The 21,678-nt window shown below is 29.9% G+C and carries 21 protein-coding genes; 6 read left to right on the top strand and 15 right to left on the bottom strand.

The features are described from left to right. From BR82_RS0103885 to asnB, 5 genes are all read left to right on the top strand, one after another. A partial coding sequence (locus tag BR82_RS0103885) for a transposase (RefSeq protein WP_027089099.1) occupies positions 1-477 on the top strand: 477 nt, incomplete at its 5' end. A gap of 418 nt (positions 478-895) precedes the next feature. Next, positions 896-1,261, top strand: a complete 366-nt coding sequence (locus tag BR82_RS0103880) for a hypothetical protein (protein WP_027089098.1) — start codon at positions 896-898, stop codon at positions 1,259-1,261. A gap of 19 nt (positions 1,262-1,280) precedes the next feature. Continuing rightward, on the top strand, positions 1,281-1,706 hold the full coding sequence (locus BR82_RS0103875) for an NfeD family protein (protein ID WP_027089097.1): 426 nt from the start codon (positions 1,281-1,283) through the stop codon (positions 1,704-1,706). Between the two features lie 13 nt (positions 1,707-1,719). Further along, positions 1,720-2,631: an SPFH domain-containing protein gene (locus BR82_RS0103870; RefSeq protein ID WP_024721066.1), complete on the top strand. Its 912-nt coding sequence runs from the start codon at positions 1,720-1,722 to the stop codon at positions 2,629-2,631. Positions 2,632-2,800: 169 nt separating this feature from the next. Further along, on the top strand, positions 2,801-4,621 hold the full coding sequence (asnB, locus tag BR82_RS0103865; RefSeq protein WP_034864089.1) for an asparagine synthase (glutamine-hydrolyzing): 1,821 nt from the start codon (positions 2,801-2,803) through the stop codon (positions 4,619-4,621). Positions 4,622-4,629: 8 nt separating this feature from the next. Here the strand turns inward: asnB and BR82_RS0103860 are convergent, their stop codons facing one another. The 5 genes from BR82_RS0103860 to BR82_RS0103840 all read right to left on the bottom strand — a co-directional run bounded on the left by BR82_RS0103860 (position 4,630) and on the right by BR82_RS0103840 (position 10,940). Next, a complete protein-coding gene (locus tag BR82_RS0103860) occupies positions 4,630-5,007 on the bottom strand; it encodes a hypothetical protein (protein ID WP_027089095.1) in 378 nt (125 codons plus the stop codon). An 85-nt stretch (positions 5,008-5,092) separates the two neighbouring features. Further along, on the bottom strand, positions 5,093-5,854 hold the full coding sequence (aroD, locus tag BR82_RS0103855; RefSeq protein ID WP_024721063.1) for a type I 3-dehydroquinate dehydratase: 762 nt from the start codon (positions 5,852-5,854) through the stop codon (positions 5,093-5,095). A 194-nt stretch (positions 5,855-6,048) separates the two neighbouring features. Next, on the bottom strand, positions 6,049-6,966 hold the full coding sequence (locus BR82_RS0103850) for an ABC transporter permease (protein WP_027089094.1): 918 nt from the start codon (positions 6,964-6,966) through the stop codon (positions 6,049-6,051). Beyond that, on the bottom strand, positions 6,947-7,882 hold the full coding sequence (locus BR82_RS0103845) for an ABC transporter ATP-binding protein (protein WP_024721061.1): 936 nt from the start codon (positions 7,880-7,882) through the stop codon (positions 6,947-6,949). Before BR82_RS0103845 ends, BR82_RS0103850 begins: the two co-directional genes overlap by 20 nt. Continuing rightward, positions 7,866-10,940, bottom strand: a complete 3,075-nt coding sequence (locus BR82_RS0103840) for an FG-GAP repeat domain-containing protein (protein WP_154659604.1) — start codon at positions 10,938-10,940, stop codon at positions 7,866-7,868. Before BR82_RS0103840 ends, BR82_RS0103845 begins: the two co-directional genes overlap by 17 nt. Before the next feature lie 288 nt (positions 10,941-11,228). Between BR82_RS0103840 and brxF the strand changes: the two genes are divergently transcribed. Then, on the top strand, positions 11,229-11,657 hold the full coding sequence (brxF, locus tag BR82_RS0103835) for a BREX-3 system P-loop-containing protein BrxF (RefSeq protein WP_024721057.1): 429 nt from the start codon (positions 11,229-11,231) through the stop codon (positions 11,655-11,657). Between the two features lie 108 nt (positions 11,658-11,765). Here the strand turns inward: brxF and BR82_RS0103830 are convergent, their stop codons facing one another. From BR82_RS0103830 to BR82_RS0103785, 10 genes are read right to left on the bottom strand one after another with little or no spacing between them, the layout of a single operon-like run. Then, entirely contained in the window at positions 11,766-12,374 is a 609-nt protein-coding gene (locus tag BR82_RS0103830; RefSeq protein WP_027089092.1) for a V-type ATP synthase subunit D, read from the bottom strand. Positions 12,375-12,376: 2 nt separating this feature from the next. Further along, the gene (locus tag BR82_RS0103825) at positions 12,377-13,819 is read right to left on the bottom strand and encodes a V-type ATP synthase subunit B (protein WP_027089091.1); all 1,443 of its coding nucleotides are present in this window, start codon (positions 13,817-13,819) and stop codon (positions 12,377-12,379) included. Positions 13,820-13,832: 13 nt separating this feature from the next. Then, positions 13,833-15,584 carry a V-type ATP synthase subunit A gene (locus tag BR82_RS0103820; RefSeq protein WP_024721054.1) on the bottom strand — a complete coding sequence of 584 codons (1,752 nt, stop codon included), beginning with the start codon at positions 15,582-15,584 and terminating at the stop codon, positions 13,833-13,835. 15 nt (positions 15,585-15,599) lie between these two features. Beyond that, on the bottom strand, positions 15,600-16,196 hold the full coding sequence (locus BR82_RS0103815; protein WP_027089090.1) for a V-type ATP synthase subunit E family protein: 597 nt from the start codon (positions 16,194-16,196) through the stop codon (positions 15,600-15,602). A gap of 12 nt (positions 16,197-16,208) precedes the next feature. Continuing rightward, positions 16,209-16,517: a V-type ATP synthase subunit F gene (locus BR82_RS0103810; protein WP_024721052.1), complete on the bottom strand. Its 309-nt coding sequence runs from the start codon at positions 16,515-16,517 to the stop codon at positions 16,209-16,211. Positions 16,518-16,536: 19 nt separating this feature from the next. Next, positions 16,537-16,968 carry an ATP synthase subunit C gene (locus BR82_RS0103805; protein ID WP_034595311.1) on the bottom strand — a complete coding sequence of 144 codons (432 nt, stop codon included), beginning with the start codon at positions 16,966-16,968 and terminating at the stop codon, positions 16,537-16,539. A 20-nt stretch (positions 16,969-16,988) separates the two neighbouring features. Next, complete coding sequence (locus BR82_RS0103800; RefSeq protein WP_027089089.1) at positions 16,989-18,881, bottom strand: V-type ATP synthase subunit I; 1,893 nt, start codon at positions 18,879-18,881, stop codon at positions 16,989-16,991. A 10-nt stretch (positions 18,882-18,891) separates the two neighbouring features. Continuing rightward, complete coding sequence (locus tag BR82_RS0103795; protein WP_027089088.1) at positions 18,892-20,253, bottom strand: V-type ATP synthase subunit I; 1,362 nt, start codon at positions 20,251-20,253, stop codon at positions 18,892-18,894. 12 nt (positions 20,254-20,265) lie between these two features. Next, complete coding sequence (locus tag BR82_RS0103790; protein WP_024721049.1) at positions 20,266-21,297, bottom strand: V0D/AC39 family V-type ATPase subunit; 1,032 nt, start codon at positions 21,295-21,297, stop codon at positions 20,266-20,268. 12 nt (positions 21,298-21,309) lie between these two features. Then, on the bottom strand, positions 21,310-21,618 hold the full coding sequence (locus tag BR82_RS0103785; RefSeq protein ID WP_024721048.1) for a hypothetical protein: 309 nt from the start codon (positions 21,616-21,618) through the stop codon (positions 21,310-21,312). Between the last annotated feature and the right edge of the window lie 60 nt (positions 21,619-21,678).

Genomic DNA, 21,678 nt, shown 5'->3' with positions numbered 1-21,678 from the left:
GAAGAGTTTTCAAAAGAAGAGGAATATAAGGAACCGGTTTCTAAAATTTCCTGTTTCAAAGGAATAGATACATTATCAGCAATGAAGATACATGTCACAGTGAGTGATTTTCAGCGATTTCCAACAGCAAAGGCATTTATGGCGAATCTGGGAATGCTTCCAGGAGAGAATTCGAGCGCGGAGAAATACAGCAATACACCAATCACCAAGATGGGGAATGCGATGGTTAGAAAGACACTGGTAGAATGTACACAGGCATTAGTAAGAGGAACAGTTGGAAAGAAATCAAAAGCGTTGAAAAAAAGACAAAAAGGACAGGAGGATGAAATCATAGCATATGCAGATAAGGCAGTAGAAAGATTACAAAAAAGATTTAGAAGGATGGTATTAAGAGGGAAACCATATAATGTAGCTATTATGGCAGTGGCAAGGGAACTAGCAGGATTTATATGGGGAATGGAAACAGGAAGAATATAGAAGATGTAAAAAGATGTTTTCTATACAATTATGAAAATTTAAAGAAAAAATAAGAAATGGAGGACAAAAATCGAGAAAAAAAGAACACAAAATCAATGGCATAGAAAAGCCTCAAAAAAGGAGAAGCAGGTTTAGTTATCTACGGTCCTTTCTTTGTGGCATAAATAAGATATAAAAGAAGTCGCGATCTGGAATATCATAAATTATAGATGATTCACGTTTATAGATAGTTAGAACTTATTTGACGAACCATTAACCTTGGAGTAGCCAATCTCCGTATAACAGAGTGGTTAACTGTCGATAAATCTAGTATTTTGGGGCTTTTGTATGCCATTGATGATAAAATTAAATAATTTTATTATGAATGTGTAATTTTCACTTGACAAAGGTCACTTCATAACAGAAAGGATGATTAAAGATGGAATTCGAGTGGTCAACTAATGATATTGCAAAAAAAATAGTTACTATATATAGTACAAACCTAACTTTAAACAAAGCTGCATGTCATCATTTTGTAGATGTCAATTATGTTTTGTTAGGTTTAGATCGCAAAAATAATATTTTAGGAATTAAACCTGTTGGCAAACAGGAATTGAACGAAGAAATTTATCCCGAAGATCAACTACATCGTATTTCAATAGGAAAAAGTTATGGTCGAATATCAAATAAAAATTTTATCAACGAACTATCAAAAGAATATAAATTAGATTTAAGTAATAATAAATGTTTTAAATATGTTGCTAGATTTGATGTGATTCATCAAATTTTACTAGTAAATCTTTAAATTAGGGGGGAAAATTAAAATGATACCAATATGGTTAGGTATTATAATTGCCGCAATCGTTATTGAAGTAATTACGGTTGACTTGGTTAGTGTTTGGTTTGCTGCTGGTGGCATTATTGCTCTGATTCTATGTTTATTAGGAATAAATCGGTCAATTCAAATTGCAGCATTTATTATTATTGCCATAATCACTGCAGTTGTTGTTAGACCGATTGCTAAAAAATATATGCGTGGCAATATTGAAAGAACCAATTTTGATCGAGTAATTGGTAAACATGGTTTAATAACTAAAACAATTACAGCTGATACTAAAGGTGAAGTTAAAGTAATGTCAATGCTATGGTTAGCATCAAGTATTGACAATACAACAATTAATGAAGGTGATTATTGTGAGATTCTTGCAGTTGAAGGAGCTCACTTAGTTGTCAAAAAAATAGAGGAATAGAGAGGTTAAAAAAATGAATGGTATTATTACTATTATTTTATGGATTTTTCTTGCTTTGATTGCAATTTTTATCATTGCTTCAACAATTAGAATCGTCCCACAATCAAAAGCGTATGTAGTTGAAAGGATCGGTGCATATAATCGTACTTGTAATGTTGGATTGCATATTTTAATTCCAATTTTTGATCATGTAGCTAATCGTGTTTCTTTAAAAGAGCAGGTTGTTGATTTTGCACCTCAACCAGTAATTACTAAAGACAATGTTACAATGCAAATCGATACAGTTGTTTATTATCAAATAACTGATCCTAGATTATTTACTTATGGTGTTGATCGTCCAATCAATGCCATCGAAAATTTGACTGCAACAACTTTAAGAAATATTATTGGTGATCTTGAATTAGATGAAACCCTTACATCAAGAGATATCATCAATTCTAGAATGCGTAGTATTCTTGATGAAGCAACTGATCCTTGGGGAATTAAGGTGCATCGTGTTGAAGTTAAAAACATCATTCCACCTCGCGATATTCAAGAAGCAATGGAAAAACAGATGCGAGCAGAACGTGAAAGACGTGAAGCTATTTTACAAGCTGAAGGTAAAAAAACAGCAGCTATCTTAAATGCTGAAGGTGATAAAGAATCTATGATCTTAAGAGCAACCGCTGAAAAAGAAGCAGCAATTGCTAAAGCTGAAGGTGAAGCCGAAGCATTAAGATTAGTATACGAAGCTCAAGCTAAAGGTATCGAATATATCAATCAGGCTAATCCTGATAATGCTTATGTAACTTTACAAGGATTTAAGGCTTTAGAAGAATTATCAAAAGGTGCAGCTACAAAAATTATTATTCCAAGTGAAATTCAAGGAGTTGCCGGTCTTGCTACTTCATTAAAAGAACTAGTAAGTGATAAAAAAGTTAAGTAGATGATGAGTCAAAACTCATCATCTTTTTATTTTCCTAACTCAACAAACGAACTTATTTTGCAAACTTAACTAATCAACAGCATTTAACACTTTCGATATCTTTTAAATTCTGTATTCCAATAATGGCATATTAAAAAAAACATCTCATATAATATACGGGGTGATTAAGATGTGTGGTTTTTTATGTATGTACAATCATAATATTGATTTATCAAATCAGGTTCCAACTTTTAATAAGATGCTTTCTTTATTAAAGTATCGTGGTCCTGATGATTACAATGTTTGCAATGACAAACACGTTATACTAGGACATTGTCGTTTATCAATTATTGATATAAACGGTGGTAAACAACCTTTTAAATATACTCATAATAAAATTGAATATACCATTGTTTATAATGGTGAAATTTATAATATGAATGAAATTAAAGAGCAATTGATCAATGAAGGCTTTCATTTTACTAGTCAGAGTGATACTGAAGTTGTTGTAGCCAGCTTTGTAGCTTATGGAACGCGATGCCTTAATTTATTTAATGGAATCTTTTCTTTCGTTATTTCCTATCAAGGAAAATTATTTGTTGCACGAGATCAATTAGGAGTAAAACCACTTTTTTATTATCAAAAAAATGATCTATTTATTTTTAGTAGCGAAATAAAATGTATCTTGATGTATTTGCAACAATGTGTTGTCGATAAAACCGGCATAAAAGAACTGTTGGGATTAGGCCCTAGCGTTTCTCCTGGAAGAACAATTTATAAAGATATCTACAGTTTACGTCCCGCCCATTATATGAATGTCTATAACGGTTTCAAAGAAATCAATCGTTATTGGGCCTTAGAACGTTATAACCATAATCGTAATTATGAAGAAACAGTTTATGATATTCGCTGTCTTGTAAATCACAGTATTCAGCAGCAGTTATTAAGCGATGTTCCTGTTTCTTGTATGCTTTCAGGCGGTCTAGATTCGAGCATTATTACTGGTGTCGCTAGCCAGTACATTTCTAAATTATCAACATACAGTGTTGATTATCAAGATCAAGAAAAATATTTTCAGCCCTATGAATATCAAACTACAAGAGATGATCATTATATCAATGAAATGCGTTTGCTTTATCATACTAATCATACAACTGTAACTTTATCGCAAAAACAATTAGTCATGGCTTTAAAAGAATCATTAATTGCTCGTGATGCTCCAGGAATGGCTGATATTGATTCGAGTTTTTTACTCTTTTCAAAAGAAATTTCTCGACATCATAAAGTTGTTCTTTCAGGTGAATGTGCTGACGAAATATTTGGTGGCTATCCTTGGTTTTATCGTGAAGAGCTAACAAGCATTGAAGGTTTTCCTTGGATGCGTGAACTAGATAAACGGATGGAACTTTTCTCTGATGAAATAAAAGCTTTAAATATTAAAGACTATGTTTTAGATAAATATCATCAAACTTTAAATGAAATAGATTATCACGATAATACTTTTGAAGATGAAAATAAAAGAAAAATGATTTATTTGAATATGGAATGGTTTATGCAAACATTATTAACACGTTCAGATAGTCAAACAATGCGTAGTTCCATTGAACTTAGAGTCCCATTTGCAAACAAAGATATTGTTTCTTATCTATATAATGTTCCATGGCACTATATGTATCATAATAACATTGAAAAAGGTTTGCTACGTGATGCTTTCAAAGATTTTTTACCAAATGATATTTATGATCGTAAAAAGAATCCTTATCCTAAAACTCATTCTCCATTTTATCGTGATTTAATTGTAAATTTATTAAAAGAGTCGTTAAAAGATAAAGACAATATCTTACTTAAATTGTTTGATTATAAAAAATTAATCGATTTAATCAATTCTGGTGGTAAATCTTTTAAATACCCATGGTTTGGTCAATTAATGACTGGTCCTCAATTACTGGCATATTTTTATCAAATTTATTTATGGGGAAAAATTTATCACATTAAAATAGAACTAGAATAATCATTAGATTATTTTAGTTCTATACATAAATACTCATCTTTTAATTTAATATCTTTAATATAATCATTTTGAATAATAATACTTTCTTCATGCACTGTTAAATATGATAAATCTTTTACCATTTCTTTTAAAACCTTGTTTAAATCAAGATTAATAAATCCATACTTAATCACACCATCAAAATCTATAATAATTTCATTTTCAACTCTTATCCTTGCAATCGCTTTTACTTTTGTTTCAATATTATAATAATTCAAATTAGCTCTAAGATGAATATAATTATCAATTTTGATATCAATATCACTTAAGACAATATCTTTATAATCAAATAATTTTGGATATACCCACTTAACCAATTTTACTATCTCATTTTGATTTATTAACATACGATCACCTAATATATATTATGACAAATCAAAAAAAAGGTGAAAAATAATCAATCAAAAAGCACCTTAAAGGTGCTTAAAAACTTTAATTATTTTCATGAACGATTTTCAACACTGCACTTAAAGAGCGAATATCGATCTGCCCTGATGCAGAAGAATCACGATCTTTACCAAAAGTAATCGCTGAACCAAACTGTTCACCTAAAAATCTTGTTGCTATCCCTAGTTTAGACATAGACATTGTAACAATTGGTTTATCATAAATTTCATTAGCACGTAATGTCATTTCCAAAAGTAATAAAACATCTTTATAATCTTCTGGCATAACCGCTAATTTGATTATATCAGCTTCTAACGAATCCATCTGCTTAGTTTTTTCCAACATCGTATCTAAGCTGGGTGTTCTAGTAAAATCATGACTAGACATAATAACCTTTCGATTTGCCTCATGAATCATATTATTTAAAGTAATAATCGCATTAGTTCCGCTTGATAACTCAACATCATAAATATCAAAAGCACCACTTTCCAAAGCTAAAGCATAAAGATCAATATATTCTTCATGACTTAATTCACCTAAACCACCTTCTTTAGCACTTCGATACGTTAAAATAAGAGCCTGCTTCATTTCTAACGAACCAATCATTTTAAATAATTCTATTAATTTTTGGCGATTAGATAATTCTTTAAAATAATCAATTCTTAATTCAATTAAATCAATTTCAAGATCTTTTAATCTAATTAGATCTGTAATAATAGATTGATGATTATCACTTATAACTGGTACACAGATTTTTGGAATACCCTCACCAATTAATATATCTTTTACTTTACATATTTTACTCATATGTCATCCCCCTAAAAACCATGCTTAATCTATAATCAAAGCAGCATATACATAATAATTACCTTTTATACTATACCATTATTGGCGACAATATGATACTTTTTTATTTAAAAAATAAAATTATTTTTTCATTTAAAACAATATTTCACTATAACAACAAGAAAAAGAGTCATGTTAGACACGACTCAATTAACTTAAATATCTTTTTTTAACATCGTTTTAAATGATAAACCATATAAAATAATCGCTGCTCCAATATAACTAATTATTATAACTAAACTATTTAATGTATTATTAATATCATAATAACTACCATTAATAAGTGTCACATCAATATCAATAGCTTTAGGTATATACAAATTAGTAAATACCGTAAATATTCCATCTATACTTTGTGACAATGTTAAATCTTCCATCAATCGCAAAAAATTATTAAAGATTAGTCCAAAATGATAATTTAGGTCAATCAAATATAAATGAAACTGATTATAGTAACCCAATTGTATTAGAATCACCCTAATAATTGGGATAATTCCAAAAATCAAACCACTTAATGCCACCATAATTAAAATAGCCGGTACTTTCTTTTTAAATATCGTTGATAAAAACGTTCCTAGTCCACCAATTATAAAGATTACTAAAACACCATAAACAATAAATAAACTCGTTCCCTTTATAACCAATAATAAGATATCTTTTTCCACCCCGCTAAATAAACAAAAGAACAATATAAATACTGCAAAACTCATAACAAGATATACAACACTTCCCAAAAGCATTCCTAAAATTTTTCCTGTCACTAACTGAAATCTTGTAATTTCTTTAGATAATAATAATCGCATTGTTCCTTCATGAATTTCATTTGCAAATAACCCTGAAGAACTATTAGCACTAATCACCCAAATCATTATTCCAATAATCAACATAAAAGCTATCAAACTATAAACAGTTAATATATTACTAGAAAAACGATCATAGGTTAAAACGCTTTTAGATAAATTATTATAAATATATGCGAATAAAAAACCCAATCCACCACTAATTAAACCAATAATAGTAACAGGAAGCACTTTAAACATTTTTATAAATGTTTTAGACAATAGTACTTTCATTTTCTTTATCCTCCATAACCTGTTGATATAATTTTTCCAAAGTTATCATCTCTTCTTTAAATAAATTTAATTCTATTTCATTTTCATAAATAAATTTAATGATACTTTGTTTACATGCTTTTTTATCCTTGGCAGCTATTCTAAAAACACCTTTTTCCAAACTATAATTATAATTATTAATGTCTAAATATTTTTTTAATAGCTCGTTTTTCTTTGTCGATACTAATATTTTTTCTTGATTAAATTCCTGCTGGACAATATCAATAGGCTGATTTAACACAACATGTCCTTTATTGATCATGACAACATGATCAATTATCATCTCTAACTCGCTTAAAACGTGAGAACTTATCAATACTGTCATTTTACGCTGAGCTACTAATTTTTTTAAACTTTGAATGATTTCACTGCGGCTTGTCGGATCAAGATTAGCTGTTGGTTCATCTAATAATAAAACTTCTGGATCATGAATCATCGCCTGGATCAATCCTACCTTTTTTTTCATTCCTGTCGAAAACTTTGCTACTTTTTTCAACTTATAATCCATTAAATCAAATTCCTCCAATAGCTCTAAAGCTCTGTTAAGTGCCGTATCATAATCTAAGTTTGATAATTGTCCCATATATACTAAATATTCTAAACAACTCATATCACTATAAAAATTAGGAAACTCTGGTGAATACCCCATCAGTTTTTTTGCCTCATTAGAACCTAGCGGATGACCCTTTATTGAACCACTACCGCTGCTAGGAAAAATAAGTCCCATCAATAATGACATTGTCGTTGATTTACCAGCACCATTAGGTCCAATTATTCCATAAATCTTTCCACCATCTAATTCAAAAGACAAATCATCAATAGCCTTAAATGAATTAAAATATTTATTCATATGCTCAACTTTAATTATTTTTTGCATATTTAGCACCTGCCTTCTTTTCTAAACGATATTTTGGATATACTACAAGTAACGCTCCCATTAAAATAATAACTACTGAAAATAAAATAATTAAATATTTAATAAAAGAAGATTTATTTACCTCTATTTGTTTCGTTATATGTATAATCTTACCTTGACCATCATCATAAGAAAAAACTAACCGATGTTTTCCTTCCAATAACTTTAGATCAACTTCTGGTTTAGTGCTAGTTGCAATCAATACCCCTTGATCATAAACACTAATTATACCTGATTTTTCACTTTGATATTTAATCGTAATATTACCACTATGATACTTTTCTTCAAAATCAACTAATTTAAAATCACATTGATCATTAAATGCATATAACTGTCTATCATTACCCTCAATCAAAATCCGACCATCTGCTAAAGAACTTGCACTCTTTACGTCGATTTGGCAACCGGCAACTAATACTTCATCTTTATAATCATAAATTTGATTATGATTACTATCTTTAATTATTATCTTATTTTGTCCCCGAACAGGAATAATCGTAGAATCATAAAGATCAGTGTTATCCAAACTACATGTTTTTAACTCTTCTAAATTTTTTCCATCTAGAATTTTAAATTTAATATTATCATAACTATAGTCATAACAGCTATAACCAAATTCTTTAATTCCATCATTATTCAAATCTTCTAATTGATAAACTTTACTACCATCATCAATAAAATTAATTGGTATAACTTCTTCTAAAGCAGTTGGTGAACTACTTCCACCATCATAATCATCTCTAGCTATTTCTTTAATTACACTACCATCTTTACCACTTAATATTCTTTGATTACCCTCTGGCATATTAAAAATCAAATCATCGATACCATCTTGATTAAAATCCATCTGTGTTATCATAAATGACTCACCCCAGTCATACACCCCTTCTTCCATTAGATTAAATCTAACCGATAAATCTTTGGGATTGATTACCTGATAATATTGACAATCATTACTATTACGAGCATTTATCACAAATAGATCAGCACCATTATGATCTAGATCATCAATAACTTTAACCTGTTGATTATTCAACAAATTCTTATCGTATTTTTTTACAATATTAGTTTTTTGATAACTTATCTCAAAACCATTCTTACTTGAATAATAAACACGCATTTCTGTTTCACCAACACTTACAAGATCACTGATTCCATCATTATTCAAATCACCTACATCAATAATCGTACCATTATCCTCTACTATCTGTTCATATTGTGATTTATAAGCAAAAGTATTTCCATCAATTATCTTATCATCTACTAATATTTCCTTTTTGCCATCATTATTTAAATCACTAAAATACTTGATTTCACTACCAATTAAATAATTTTCAAAATATTTATTATTTTCATCGATTCCTTTTTCCAATAATACTTTTTTATCAGCAATAATATTACCATCATTTACATTAATTATTAATACATGACTAGCAATAATTTCTCCTTGATTATTTATTTCATTAACTAATGTTAATACTTGATTACTGTCTTGATCATAAGTGATCCCTTCAAAACCATTATTTAAATAATTTGATGGTACTCTTACCTGCATCAAAATATCATCTTTACCATTTAATCCTAATTTACATATCTCATCAATTTTGCCATTTTGATTATTAGAAACCAATATTCCATCATTTAAATCAATAATTTTATTAACGATTTTTGAACTTCCTAATGATCCAATCGTTTTTAAATCATCATATAAAATATAACTACCACCATCATTGATCTGCAGTAAATAATTATTTTCGTACTTATTGATTCTTACTTTTACATTTTCTAAACCAACACCTAAATTTTTTAAATCATTTTGTCCAATCAACTTACCACTATCAGCTGAGTAAATAGAAATTCTTAATACTCCTTTATTAATACTGCTTGGAATTACTAAAACCTCTTGACCTTGATAAGTTGTTAAAAGTGCATTGGAACTAGCTAAATTATACTGTTCTAGCTTGATCTTAGTTTTAATTTCTAAATTTTCTGTATCGATCAACAATAATGCTGGTTCTATTCCCTTATTCAAATCTCCAAACTCTTCAAGCGAATAATAGTTATGATCACCTAAATATGCTTCAACAAGCATCAAATTATCTTTGAGCATTTTCATTTTATAACCATTAAACGCTTTAGAAAAAACTCCCGTTGAAAAAACACTTAATTCTCCGTCATTATAATTATATGTTGTTTGTTCTGTTAATCGTTTACTAAGTTCATCTTGATCCACTATCCCCAATTCTAACTCTTTGATAACATTACCATCATTACTATTTATTTGATAAATTTTATCTTCTTCACTACTAACATACAATTTGTCATCTACATATAAAAGATCCCATAAATTTAAATTTACTTCTTGAGTTTTATTATATAATTTATTCTTCGCTTCAATTGGTGTAGTTAATGACTGCCGATAATTTTCACTTCCATTTATCTTATCAAGACTAACCAATTGTCCCTGCTGGGTAGTAAAAATAATTTGTTCTTCAACTATTGCCATTTGCCAAATATTATCAGATTCTTCATGATCAAAAATAACTTTCTTTTTATTAACATCGATTGCTAGTAAATGATGATCGTAGATCAAATAAACAATATTTTGGCTGTATAATATCTCTCTGATTATTGAATTTTCTGTAACTAAATTATTATTTGTATCAATTGTTTTGTGAGTTAATGATTTTTCATAAAGAATTTTAGAATTCTTAGAACTTATTATTCTAAAATTAGTATATCCACTATTAGCCTTTACATATACTGCAATATCTTTTATACCATCATTATCAATATCATCAATTACCTCAAAAAGTTTGACCGGCTGATTGATATTAATCACAAAATCATCATTATCAATAAACTTTAATCCTTCATTATTAACAGCTAAAGTTCCCTTTAAGTTATCGCCTAGATCAACCTCTTTAGCTAAGCAATCACCTTTAATTTCATCGCCCTGACTATAAGCATCAATACTTGTTGTTTTATTAACGGCTTGAACCGGTATTGGCACAACCATCGCTAAAACCATGATCAATAATATAATTTTTTCATGATATCCACTCCTATCTGTATTATCCTAACTAGTACAGTTTTATTATAACATCTCATTAACTGTATTACAATAGCTAGTACACTTATATTATAATTTATTAGTCATTAATCAAAATAATTTAAAATTCACAATAATTTTACCCAATTAAACATTATTCCCCAGGAAATATCTTATAATATTACTATTAAATAATTACCAACAATGTTAAAATATGAATATACGATTCATTTTAATAAAAAGGAGGTAAATAACATGGATCAACTACTTAAAGAAATCGAAGCAGCAAAAAACACCAATAATAAATTAATCTTAATTATTGGTACCCCTGGTAGTGGCAAATCAAAACTTATTCACGAATATAGTAAAGAAAGCGGCACTCCTATTTTAAATTTAGATAATATTTTTAAAGACAATTCTACTGATTTAGTCAAAGTGATGAATGATTTTCTAAAAACATACGATAAAGACGTATTATTATTAGATAATAAGAGAATTCTTTATGCAAAAGATTCTAATATTGATATGTTAGCATTTTTAAAAGAACTAGCTAATAAAATTGTCGTTGTAGCAACATGGAATGGGAAAATCGAAAATGATAAATTAACCCATATTCGTTCTAAATTACCTACAGATTTAACATATTCACTAACGAATGAAAACATAAAATTTATTCAAAAATAAAATCTTTCTTAATAATTTAATTTCAATAATAGTATTATCAAAAATAAAAGATGGTTTAATTATTATTAATCAAACCATCTTTTATTTATAACTTAAATTGATATATTCTTATTTTTTCATTTCCTTAATAACTTTTTGACGTGTAAATTCTTCTCGATCTTTTTCTTCTAATGCTTCTGTAATAACTTTAATTGTTGATTCAAAACGTGGAATTGAAATATTCTTTAAAGCATTAGCACGTTTTTGGGTTTTACGAATAGTATTCGCCAAACGATAAACACTATTTTCTACTTCAGCTAATAAAACAGTTAATTGTTTTACATTGTAGAAGCAATTATATGCATAATCTACCTTTGAATTAGAACGTTCAATATCATAAGCCATCTTTAAAGGCTGTTTATCATATGAAATCTTAGGAATTTCTACCCCCATAACACTACGATATGCAATCGAAATCCCATAATCTTCTGGTGTACTATTGACAATATCCGTAATTAATCCCATTGAAATATTAGCTTCCTGCAAAGCATCATAAGCTTCTTGATATGATGAAGTAATTTGATCACGAATAATTTTAACATCATCCAATAAAGTCATCATTTCCTTAATTAAAACATTACGTTTTTTATCCATTAGATTATATCCTAAGTTTGCAAGCTGCAATGATTTTTTCATTGCAATTAAATTACCCTTAGTCGGAACTACTTTCAAAGCCATAACTAATCACCTGCTTCTTGTAATTCTTTAATAATCTTCTTTTCTTTAATATTAAAACGTTCTAATGCTTTTTCATGATTATAGTATTGATCTAACAACGCATTATCCAAACGATCTAATGCCTCACGAGGTAGAACGGATACTAAATCCCAACCTAGATCCAATGTCTCTTCAATACTACGGTTAGCATTAAATCCTTGATTAATAAAATATTCTTCAAATAAACGACCAAAACTAATGTATTTTTTATCTATGTCTGATAATTCATCTTCACCAATAACCGATGTCAAAGAACGTACATCCTGAACATGGGCATAGCACGCAAATAACTGGTTTGCGATATCTTGATGATCAGATCGGGTATACCCTTCACCAATACCATCTTTCATCAAACGACTAAGTGATGGTAAAACTCCAACTGGAGGATAAATACCTGCTGAATTTAGATCAACATCCAAGGTAATCTGTCCTTCAGTAATATAACCTGTTAAATCGGGAACAGGGTGAGTAATATCATTATTCGGCATTGTTAAGATCGGAATTTGAGTTACTGATCCTTTAGCATCTTTAATGATTCCTGCTCTTTCATATAATGAAGCCAAATCGGAATATAAATATCCTGGATATCCTTTACGTCCTGGAATTTCACCTTTACTAGAAGAGAATTCACGTAAAGCTTCACAATAAGAAGTAACATCACTATAAATTACTAGTACATGCATATCCTGTTTAAACGCTAAATATTCAGCAGCAGTTAAAGCACAACGTGGCGTTAAGATACGTTCGATAATTGGATCATTTGATAGATTCAAGAACATTACTACTCTTTCCATAACTCCAGCTTCTTTAAAACTGCGTTTAAAGTATTCAGCAACATCATTAGTAACCCCCATAGCCGCAAAAACAACAGCAAATCCTTTTCCAGATTCATCAGCAATTTTTGCCTGTTTAACGATTTGAACTGCTAAACGATCATGAGGTAACCCAGACACTGAGAAAATCGGTAATTTTTGACCACGAATCAAAGTGGCTAAACAATCGATTGAAGATATTCCTGTATTGATATAGTTACGTGGATAAACACGTGATACGGGATTTAATGGTAATCCATTAATATCCATCTCAGCTTCAGCATAAACTTCACCTAAACCATCGATTGGACGACCAGCTCCAGAAAAAATTCGTCCTAAAATTTCTTTTGAAACTGGTAACTCCATTGGTTTACCTAATAATTTTGTTTTAGTATTTTCAAGTGATAAGCCGTTCGTTCCTTCAAATACTTGAATAACAACTTTTTCACCTTTAATTTGAACAATTCGACCAGCTCGAGTTGTTCCATCTTTTAATTGTATTTCAACCATCTCATCGTATGAAGCACCTTTAACGTGGTCTAAAACAACTAATGGTCCATTAATTTCATTTAATCCTACATATTGTAGTGACATAATCATTTTCCTCCTACGCTACTGATTTAATTGCTTCATCAATATCCTGATAGTAAGTATCTAATTTATCGATATTATCATTAGGAATATCATATTTCATCTTAATAACTTGATCAAAGATACCTGTATCGACGATTCGTCTGACAACCTTACCTTGACTAACAGCTTCTTTACAACGCTTATTTAAGTATAAAATTACTTCCATCATTTTCAATTGTTTTTCCATTGGAACATAAGTATCATCTTTATGGAAAGCATTTTGTTGTAGATATCCTACTCTAACTACCTTAGCAACTTCAATAATTAATTTTTGATCTTCTGGTAACACATCTGGTCCCATCAATTGAACAATTTCATTTAACTTCGCTTCTTCAGCTAAGATATAAGCAATTTCCTGACGATCACTTACAAATTTTGGACCAACATTTTTACTATACCATTTTTCTAGATCATAAACATAATCACTATAACTTTGCGTCCAGTTGATTGCAAAATAGTGACGAGCATAAGCTAATGCTTTATCAAGAGCCCAGAAACAACGAACGAATCGTTTAGTATTTTGAGTAACTGGTTCTGAAAAATCGGCCCCTTGAGGTGAAACTGCACCAATGATCGATACTGATCCTTCTTTTCCATTCAATGTTTCCATGTAACCAGCGCGTTCATAGAATTGTGATAAACGTGATGGCAGATATGCTGGAAAACCTTCTTCAGCTGGCATTTCTTCAAGACGTCCCGAAATTTCACGAAGTGCTTCAGCCCAACGTGAAGTTGAATCCGCCATGATAGCAACATGATATCCCATATCACGATAATACTCAGCTAAAGTGATTCCTGTATAAATACTGGCTTCACGAGCTGCTACCGGCATGTTTGAAGTATTAGCAATCAGCACTGTTCTATCAGTAAGTGGTTTACCGCTTTTAGGGTCGATCAATTCACTAAATTCTTCAAGAACTTGTGTCATCTCGTTACCACGTTCTCCACATCCTACATAAACAATAATATCGGCATCACACCATTTTGCAATTTGATGCTGCGTCATTGTTTTACCAGTTCCAAAACCACCTGGGATAGCTGCGGTACCCCCTTTAGCAATTGGGAATAACGTATCAATAACTCGTTGTCCTGTTACTAAAGGAATTCCTATCGGTAATCTTTTTGTTACTGGGCGAGCTTGTTTGATTGGCCATTTTTGACATAATGTACATTCAATGATTTTTCCATTTTCATCTTCAATTTTCATAATTACATCATTGATCGTATATTGACCATCTTTAGCCACTTCAATAACTTTACCACTAATCAACGGGCTAACCATACATTTATGAACAATTAAATCAGTTTCTGGAGTTGTTGCGTAGATATCGCCACCTTTAACTTGGTCACCAGCTTTAACTGTCATTGTTACATCCCATTTTTTATTTACATCCAAAGAATCAACATTACTTCCTGCTCTAATAAATGCTCCAGATTCTTTTTCAAGAGCTTTTAAAGGACGTTCGATTCCATCGAAAATATTTCTTAAGATCCCAGGACCTAACGTTGCGCAAATTGGTGATCCGGTTGAAACAACTGGTTCACCAGGTTTAAGACCAGTAGTAGTTTCATATACCTGAATAGTAGTAAATTCTTTAGAAACAGAAATTACTTCCCCCATTAATGAATCATTACCTACATATACCATTTCTAACATTGAAAAAGAAACTGTATCTTTTACTTTTACAACGGGCCCATTAATTGAATAAATTACATCATTTTTCATATGTTAACCCCCTGTCTATTTAATCATTAATCCTGATGTTTTATAAAACCAGTCTTTTTGGTTTTCTAAAGCAGAGTCTAATGATTCGTCAACAACGACATTAGTAGCTTTATTTTCAATAATAAAACCACCTATCTTAATTTTATCGCTTACTTCAACTTCCAAATCCACACCATAAGCTTTTACTAATTCATCTTTATATCTCATATCTTCTTCTCTAAGTTCAAGAGTTGAATCTTCCATTTGATATAATTTACCAATCTTTTCGATATGCTCAATAAGATACTTTTGATAATCCTTACTAGCTACAAATGCAACTAATTTTTCTTTAGCTTCTTTAAAAATATTTGCTACATACTCATCTCTTTTAACAACTAATTTTTTAGTTTTTTCCTCTTGAGATAAAGAAGCCTCGACACTAGCACTAGAAGAAATCTCTACTAGTTCTTTAGCTAATAATGCCTCAGCATCTTTTTTAGCTTCAGCTTTAATTTGATTATAAGCCTCTTCTTCAAGTTCTTTAGCTTCAGCCAAAATCTTTTCTTCTTCTAGATTAGCTAGCCTTTCAATCTCTTCTTTCATATAAAGAAATACTTGTTCTTTCTTTTCCATAGCATTCCCTCTCTATAACTTCACACCAATTGCTTCAGAAACATATTTATCAATAGTCTCACCAATCTTTGATTCACCATGACGATCAGGAATTTCTACAAGCAACGGTTTTTGTTGTTTTAATTTAATTTCTGAAATAATATCAGGAGCAAGTTCAATCAGATTAGTAGTAATCAAGATGATTCCAATTGAATCATCTTTTAATTTTGTTTCCAATAGTTCTAGAAACTCTCTTCTTTTATGAACTACCTGTCCTTCGATTCCTACTAGCCTAAGTCCAATCTGAGTATCGACATTATCACTTATACAATAAAATCGCACAATAATCACATTCTTTCGATTAGATTTTGTTGATAATCAAAATTGAGATCAATAACCCGTAGATTGCAACCCCTTCACCTAAGGCTACAAAAATCAATGACTTACCAAAGTTCTTTTCATTTTCAGAGAATGCTCCAATTGCTGCAGGTGCTGCAGCAGCTACCGCAATCCCAGCTCCTAATGCAGATAAACCTGTAGCTAAAGCAGCGGCAACAAATCCTAAACCTTGAGCAATCGTTCCTGTAATAACTGCTGCTTCTTCTGCATATACCCCGTTAGTAATTGCTGCTAAATATAAAGCTAAACATACAGCGCCAGCAAAACCAGCAACATGTGATGCTAATCTAATTTTTGCACTTTTTACACTTACTTTTCCTGTAAATACTTTAATTAAAGGTAATGATAATAAAATAACTACTAATGCTGGTAAAATAAATTCTAAAACTGTCATAATAATTTCCTCCTCGATTTTTAATCCTCTTTAATAGTTTTAAATGGGATACCGTTTCCTTCATAATATCGGCTAAACATTTCGTAAAACTCTAAACGTAAAACTTGAATTCCTACAATCAATCCTTCCAAGCACATTACAAAAACGTTACCAAATATAATAACGGCTAATTCACCAACGCCTCCAACCATTTCGGCTAGAGTATATACAACCAACATCATCCCGGCATGTGACAAAACAAATCCACCAACCCTTAAAAATGACATTGTGTTAGTGATAAAAGATAAAACTACTTCAAACAATTCAAAGAACCCTTCTACAAAGAAAGCCCCAAATCCATTTGGAAACATTGCTTCATGTTCTTCAAATTTTCTAATTAGCGGTTCTTTTAGGAATATAAATAATAACGGAATAATAATTAATATAATTACATAAATCATATTAACAAAACCTAATCCTAAAAATATATTCAACACTAAACCTAAAATAGAAACATAGAATACTAATCCACACACTCCATTTTGGCTTAAAACAGCTTCACCAATATTCTTCTTTTTCAAATTCAAAACAACATTAAATGACATTGAAATAATAATTAAAATAATTCCTAAGCAGATTGCTGCTATCAATAATGTCATTGTGTTATCTGGTGACATAGCATTAAACATCGGAATTAAAATTTCTTCATTTCCAAAAACCGATCCAAAAACAATCCCGAATAAAGTACTCGAAATTCCTAAACGAATTCCTACTGCACCTAATTGCAAACCAAACTTTTTATAAGCAATTAATCCAACTAGGGAAAGAATGATTCCCTGCCCGACATCACCAAACATGATTCCAAATAATAAAGTATACGACAACGAAACTAGTAACGTTGGGTCCGCATCGCTATACTTCGGTACACCATACATTTCGACAAACATTCGAAATGGTCGAGAAAACCAATTACTTTTAAGTAATGTTGGCGGTGACAACCTAACATCGCTATTAGCTGGTTTTACATCAACAGTTACTGCTTCAATACTTTCAAAATCTTCTTTAAATTTCTTTGTATTTTTAGTTGGAACAAAACCATTTACAGTAAGTTTATCACCAATAACAACTACGTATTTTTGCATGATATATACGTCATTTAAGTGTTTAGCAATCGTATAAATTTCATTTAATTTATCCTGATTATTTGCAAATATCTTATTAATCCGCGTTTCCAGCTTCTTACTATGTTCAATAGCTACATTTGCTTCTTCTTGAATTTCACTGATTGCTAGTTCTGGCGAACCATGAACAAACGCAGGAATATGAATTCTTTCAAAATACAGTGATGAAAAGATATTATCGACTTCTGGTGCATCACCAGGTGTTGTAATATACATGCACCAAATATATTTACTATCATTATGAAACGGTTTAAATACAAACGGTAATGATTCATAATAATCTAATTTTGCAACATTGTTTGCTGGAATTTTACCAAACCTTACTTGAAGATATTTGCAGCTAAACAAATCATCAAAATCAACATCAATATCCGCAACATGCTGTAACTGAATGATTGCTTCTTGATTCTCGTTCACCATTTGATCAAGTTGGACTTTTACCGCATCAATACGTTCAACATCAAGTAACAAATCATCTAAATATTCTTTAACCCCTAATACATTTATTTGATTACTTTCAACTGGTATTTCTTCAAGTTTAAAATGATATTTGTTAGAGGCATCATTTAAACGTACCAAGATTTCTTCATAAAGATTATCTTGATTATAAACACTAAGCCCTGTTACACTATCAATAAACTTAGAGGCTAACTCAGGATGAAAATCATCATGGTTAAAAAGTTTTAATAAAACTTCATTGTAACAATACTTATCAAAATTAATACTGACTAAGTTTAATCTTGAAATTGCCATTATATCCCTCCTATATCCTTATTGACTTCCGTGTAACTTTTTTTGCAATTATCAAAATAATCATTGTAATGATCCAAATACCAAATCCAAATAAAAATGTATGAATTATATGCATTGGTAAATTGAAAAGCGGTTTATATAACTCAATTTGATAAAACAATGTTCCATAAAATAATCCGCCAACTAAAATTGCAGCTCCGATTCGCTTTAACATGCCACCAAAATTATTAGTTTTCTTAATATTTACTAATAATCCTAATACTAACAATAAAATACCAACACCAATATCTCCAACACATACAGCACTAATTATCATTGTAAGTATCGCAACTAACGCTGTTGGATCGAAAACATCTCCAAGGGTAACACTTAAAACATTTTCAAATGGTTGAAACAACGTATTATTCTTTACAATAACTGGAGCAATAATATTTCTTTTTTCATAAATATCAACTGGTAATTCAATTATTTTAATGCTGTCGATATCATTAAATTTAGTTTCAACTTCTTTTAAATCAAGACTGCTGAAAGTATAAACTGATGCTTTTTGTGAAAAATCAACAACATAACGACATTTATCATATAATCGTTTCAAATTATATAATCTAGTAAATACTTCTAATAATTCTTTTTGATACTTATTTTTTACTTCTTCTAATTTTGTATCCATTCTTTTTATATATTCTTCCATTGCTGCTGCTTCTTCAACTAATTCATTGATTGCATCATGAATTTTACCATGTGCAAAATCAGGTAAATTAATAAGTTCAAATGACATTGAAGAAAATGCATTATCAATTTCTGAAATGTTATTAGTAAGTCCCGCATAAACGATCCATACATATTGTTTTGAGCGATTTAATTCTTTAAAAACAAATTCATAATCTCGATAATATTGAATCTTAGTAAACTCACCTACAGGAATTTTCCCAAAGCGGCAAGTAATATATTTTGTATTTTGAACATCATCTACACTTATTTTCGATTCTTCAAGATTTCTTAATAATATAACAGCCTCATCATTTTCATCTTTTTCTTTAATGATTCCTTCTTTGATATTAACAATATTATCAATTTGACTATTAATATCATCAATTAATTTATTTACATTATACAAATTAATTTCCTTAAATTCTTTATCTTGAATATCACTATTAAGATTTAAACGACTTAATATATGATAAATGTTATCAAGTGGTTCATTATAAGGATTGACTTCATCCATAATTGACACCCCTTTAACATTATTCGCTATCTTTTTAGAATCTTGTGGAAACATTTCATCTTGATGCTCACTCATTTTGATCAACACTTTCATTAAATCTTTATGTTCAAAAGAAATATTAAAGAAATGTGTTTTTATAATAGCCATTAATAATCCCTCCTATGCAAAGATCAGCATCTCTTCAATACTTGATGCATCTCTTTTATATCTAATCCCTTCAATAATATGTTTCAAATTATCGATTTCAACCTTTTGTAAGATTGAATAAGTTAAATAAACTAGTGGTGCATCACCAGAAAAGCGCATATATCGTTTTGCAATATTATACTTAATCTCCTCTACATAGTATTCAATATAAGCATACTCCTTATCTCCAAGATATAACTTATATTTTGAATTAGCCAGCAGTTCCAACAATTCTTTAGCACTCCGTGCTTCAATCAATGAATCTAACATTGTTTTAGACATTCTACAATGTTCTAAACATAATGAATTTCTGATTGTTTCATTCGATTCTTTAAAATATTTTTTAAATCGATAAATTTTAGTAATGTTAGCTAACTCAATCGATGTTGATAAAACATCTAATAGTTCTTTTTGCTCCTTACCCTTAAAATTACTTTTAATAGCATCTACATAAGTATTATAATACAAAGATTTTAACTGTCTTTCTAATGCATTGATATCAATCGGAGCAGTAAAATCAAAATTAGCTAAAATTTTATAATACCTGGTACCTCTTAAATAAACTACTAAATCCTTATAATTATCAACATTGATCAAACCATAAATATTAAAACTCATTTTACCCGCTAAATAATCCGGTATCTCTAAGGAAAAACTCGCCTGATCCTTTTCCTTAATACTGACAACCTTATCAACAATTAATTGAACCTCAATTCCTACAACTTCCTGATTATAAAAATCTTGATTCTTTTTTGGTGCATACTTCATTAATCTAGCACACCGTTCAAAATACTCTTTATTTAAAGAAGCTTCTAATTGACGGCGATGAACATTTCTAACATTAATATCTTGTAAAACACCATTATACTTTGTTTGCGATTTTAAATACGTTACCATTTCACCAAGTGTTTGTTTCCGGCATAAATCACTATAACCTTCTTCACCGATTCGATAACCATACATCGCTTTTGCCTTAGCACATAGTGCATTTGACGATAAAGCCATTCCTTCACCTTCTTACTTTAAACATCTTTTAACAATTTCATCTATCCATTTGTCTTTGTTTTGATTATAAAGATTCTCTAAATTTGCTAACGTATCTTTATAATCTTGATCAAGCTGTTTAGCATCTTCTTGATTCTTATTCATTAATTCTGTCTTATGTTCCTCAATCTTTTTGTTTTGCTCTGCAACAAAACCTTCATATATCTCTTTTCTTTTTTCATTCATGTTTGTTTGCGCATCTAATTTCTTTGCTTTTGCAAGTTCAACGCGCTCAACACACTTACGGTCTATTTCTACTAATCTTTGAATTACATCATCCACAGTACAACCCCCTTTGCTTGAGATAAGTATACTCCTATCTAAAAAAAATGCAATGATAAT

The sequence above is a fragment of the Thomasclavelia saccharogumia DSM 17460 genome (genome assembly GCF_000686665.1).
Taxonomy (GTDB): Bacteria; Bacillota_I; Bacilli_A; order Erysipelotrichales; family Coprobacillaceae; genus Thomasclavelia; species Thomasclavelia saccharogumia.
The sequence above is the reverse complement of the archived record's forward strand: the minus strand, read 5'-3'. Positions and strand labels throughout refer to the sequence as shown.

Excerpts from the sequence above, each read along its gene's own strand:
- asnB (WP_034864089.1), top strand. The coding sequence starts at position 2,801 with ATGTGTGGTTTTTTATGTATGTACAATCATAATATTGATTTATCAAAT.
- BR82_RS0103880 (WP_027089098.1), top strand. The coding sequence starts at position 896 with ATGGAATTCGAGTGGTCAACTAATGATATTGCAAAAAAAATAGTTACT.
- BR82_RS0103875 (WP_027089097.1), top strand. The coding sequence starts at position 1,281 with ATGATACCAATATGGTTAGGTATTATAATTGCCGCAATCGTTATTGAA.
- aroD (WP_024721063.1), bottom strand. The coding sequence starts at position 5,854 with ATGAGTAAAATATGTAAAGTAAAAGATATATTAATTGGTGAGGGTATT.
- BR82_RS0103850 (WP_027089094.1), bottom strand. The coding sequence starts at position 6,966 with ATGAAAGTACTATTGTCTAAAACATTTATAAAAATGTTTAAAGTGCTT.
- BR82_RS0103870 (WP_024721066.1), top strand. The coding sequence starts at position 1,720 with ATGAATGGTATTATTACTATTATTTTATGGATTTTTCTTGCTTTGATT.
- BR82_RS0103830 (WP_027089092.1), bottom strand. The coding sequence starts at position 12,374 with ATGGCTTTGAAAGTAGTTCCGACTAAGGGTAATTTAATTGCAATGAAA.
- BR82_RS0103800 (WP_027089089.1), bottom strand. The coding sequence starts at position 18,881 with ATGGCAATTTCAAGATTAAACTTAGTCAGTATTAATTTTGATAAGTAT.
- BR82_RS0103790 (WP_024721049.1), bottom strand. The coding sequence starts at position 21,297 with ATGGCTTTATCGTCAAATGCACTATGTGCTAAGGCAAAAGCGATGTAT.
- brxF (WP_024721057.1), top strand. The coding sequence starts at position 11,229 with ATGGATCAACTACTTAAAGAAATCGAAGCAGCAAAAAACACCAATAAT.
- BR82_RS0103805 (WP_034595311.1), bottom strand. The coding sequence starts at position 16,968 with ATGACAGTTTTAGAATTTATTTTACCAGCATTAGTAGTTATTTTATTA.
- BR82_RS0103815 (WP_027089090.1), bottom strand. The coding sequence starts at position 16,196 with ATGGAAAAGAAAGAACAAGTATTTCTTTATATGAAAGAAGAGATTGAA.
- BR82_RS0103840 (WP_154659604.1), bottom strand. The coding sequence starts at position 10,940 with ATGGTTGTGCCAATACCGGTTCAAGCCGTTAATAAAACAACAAGTATT.
- BR82_RS0103820 (WP_024721054.1), bottom strand. The coding sequence starts at position 15,584 with ATGAAAAATGATGTAATTTATTCAATTAATGGGCCCGTTGTAAAAGTA.
- BR82_RS0103825 (WP_027089091.1), bottom strand. The coding sequence starts at position 13,819 with ATGTCACTACAATATGTAGGATTAAATGAAATTAATGGACCATTAGTT.
- BR82_RS0103845 (WP_024721061.1), bottom strand. The coding sequence starts at position 7,882 with ATGCAAAAAATAATTAAAGTTGAGCATATGAATAAATATTTTAATTCA.
- BR82_RS0103795 (WP_027089088.1), bottom strand. The coding sequence starts at position 20,253 with ATGGCTATTATAAAAACACATTTCTTTAATATTTCTTTTGAACATAAA.
- BR82_RS0103860 (WP_027089095.1), bottom strand. The coding sequence starts at position 5,007 with ATGTTAATAAATCAAAATGAGATAGTAAAATTGGTTAAGTGGGTATAT.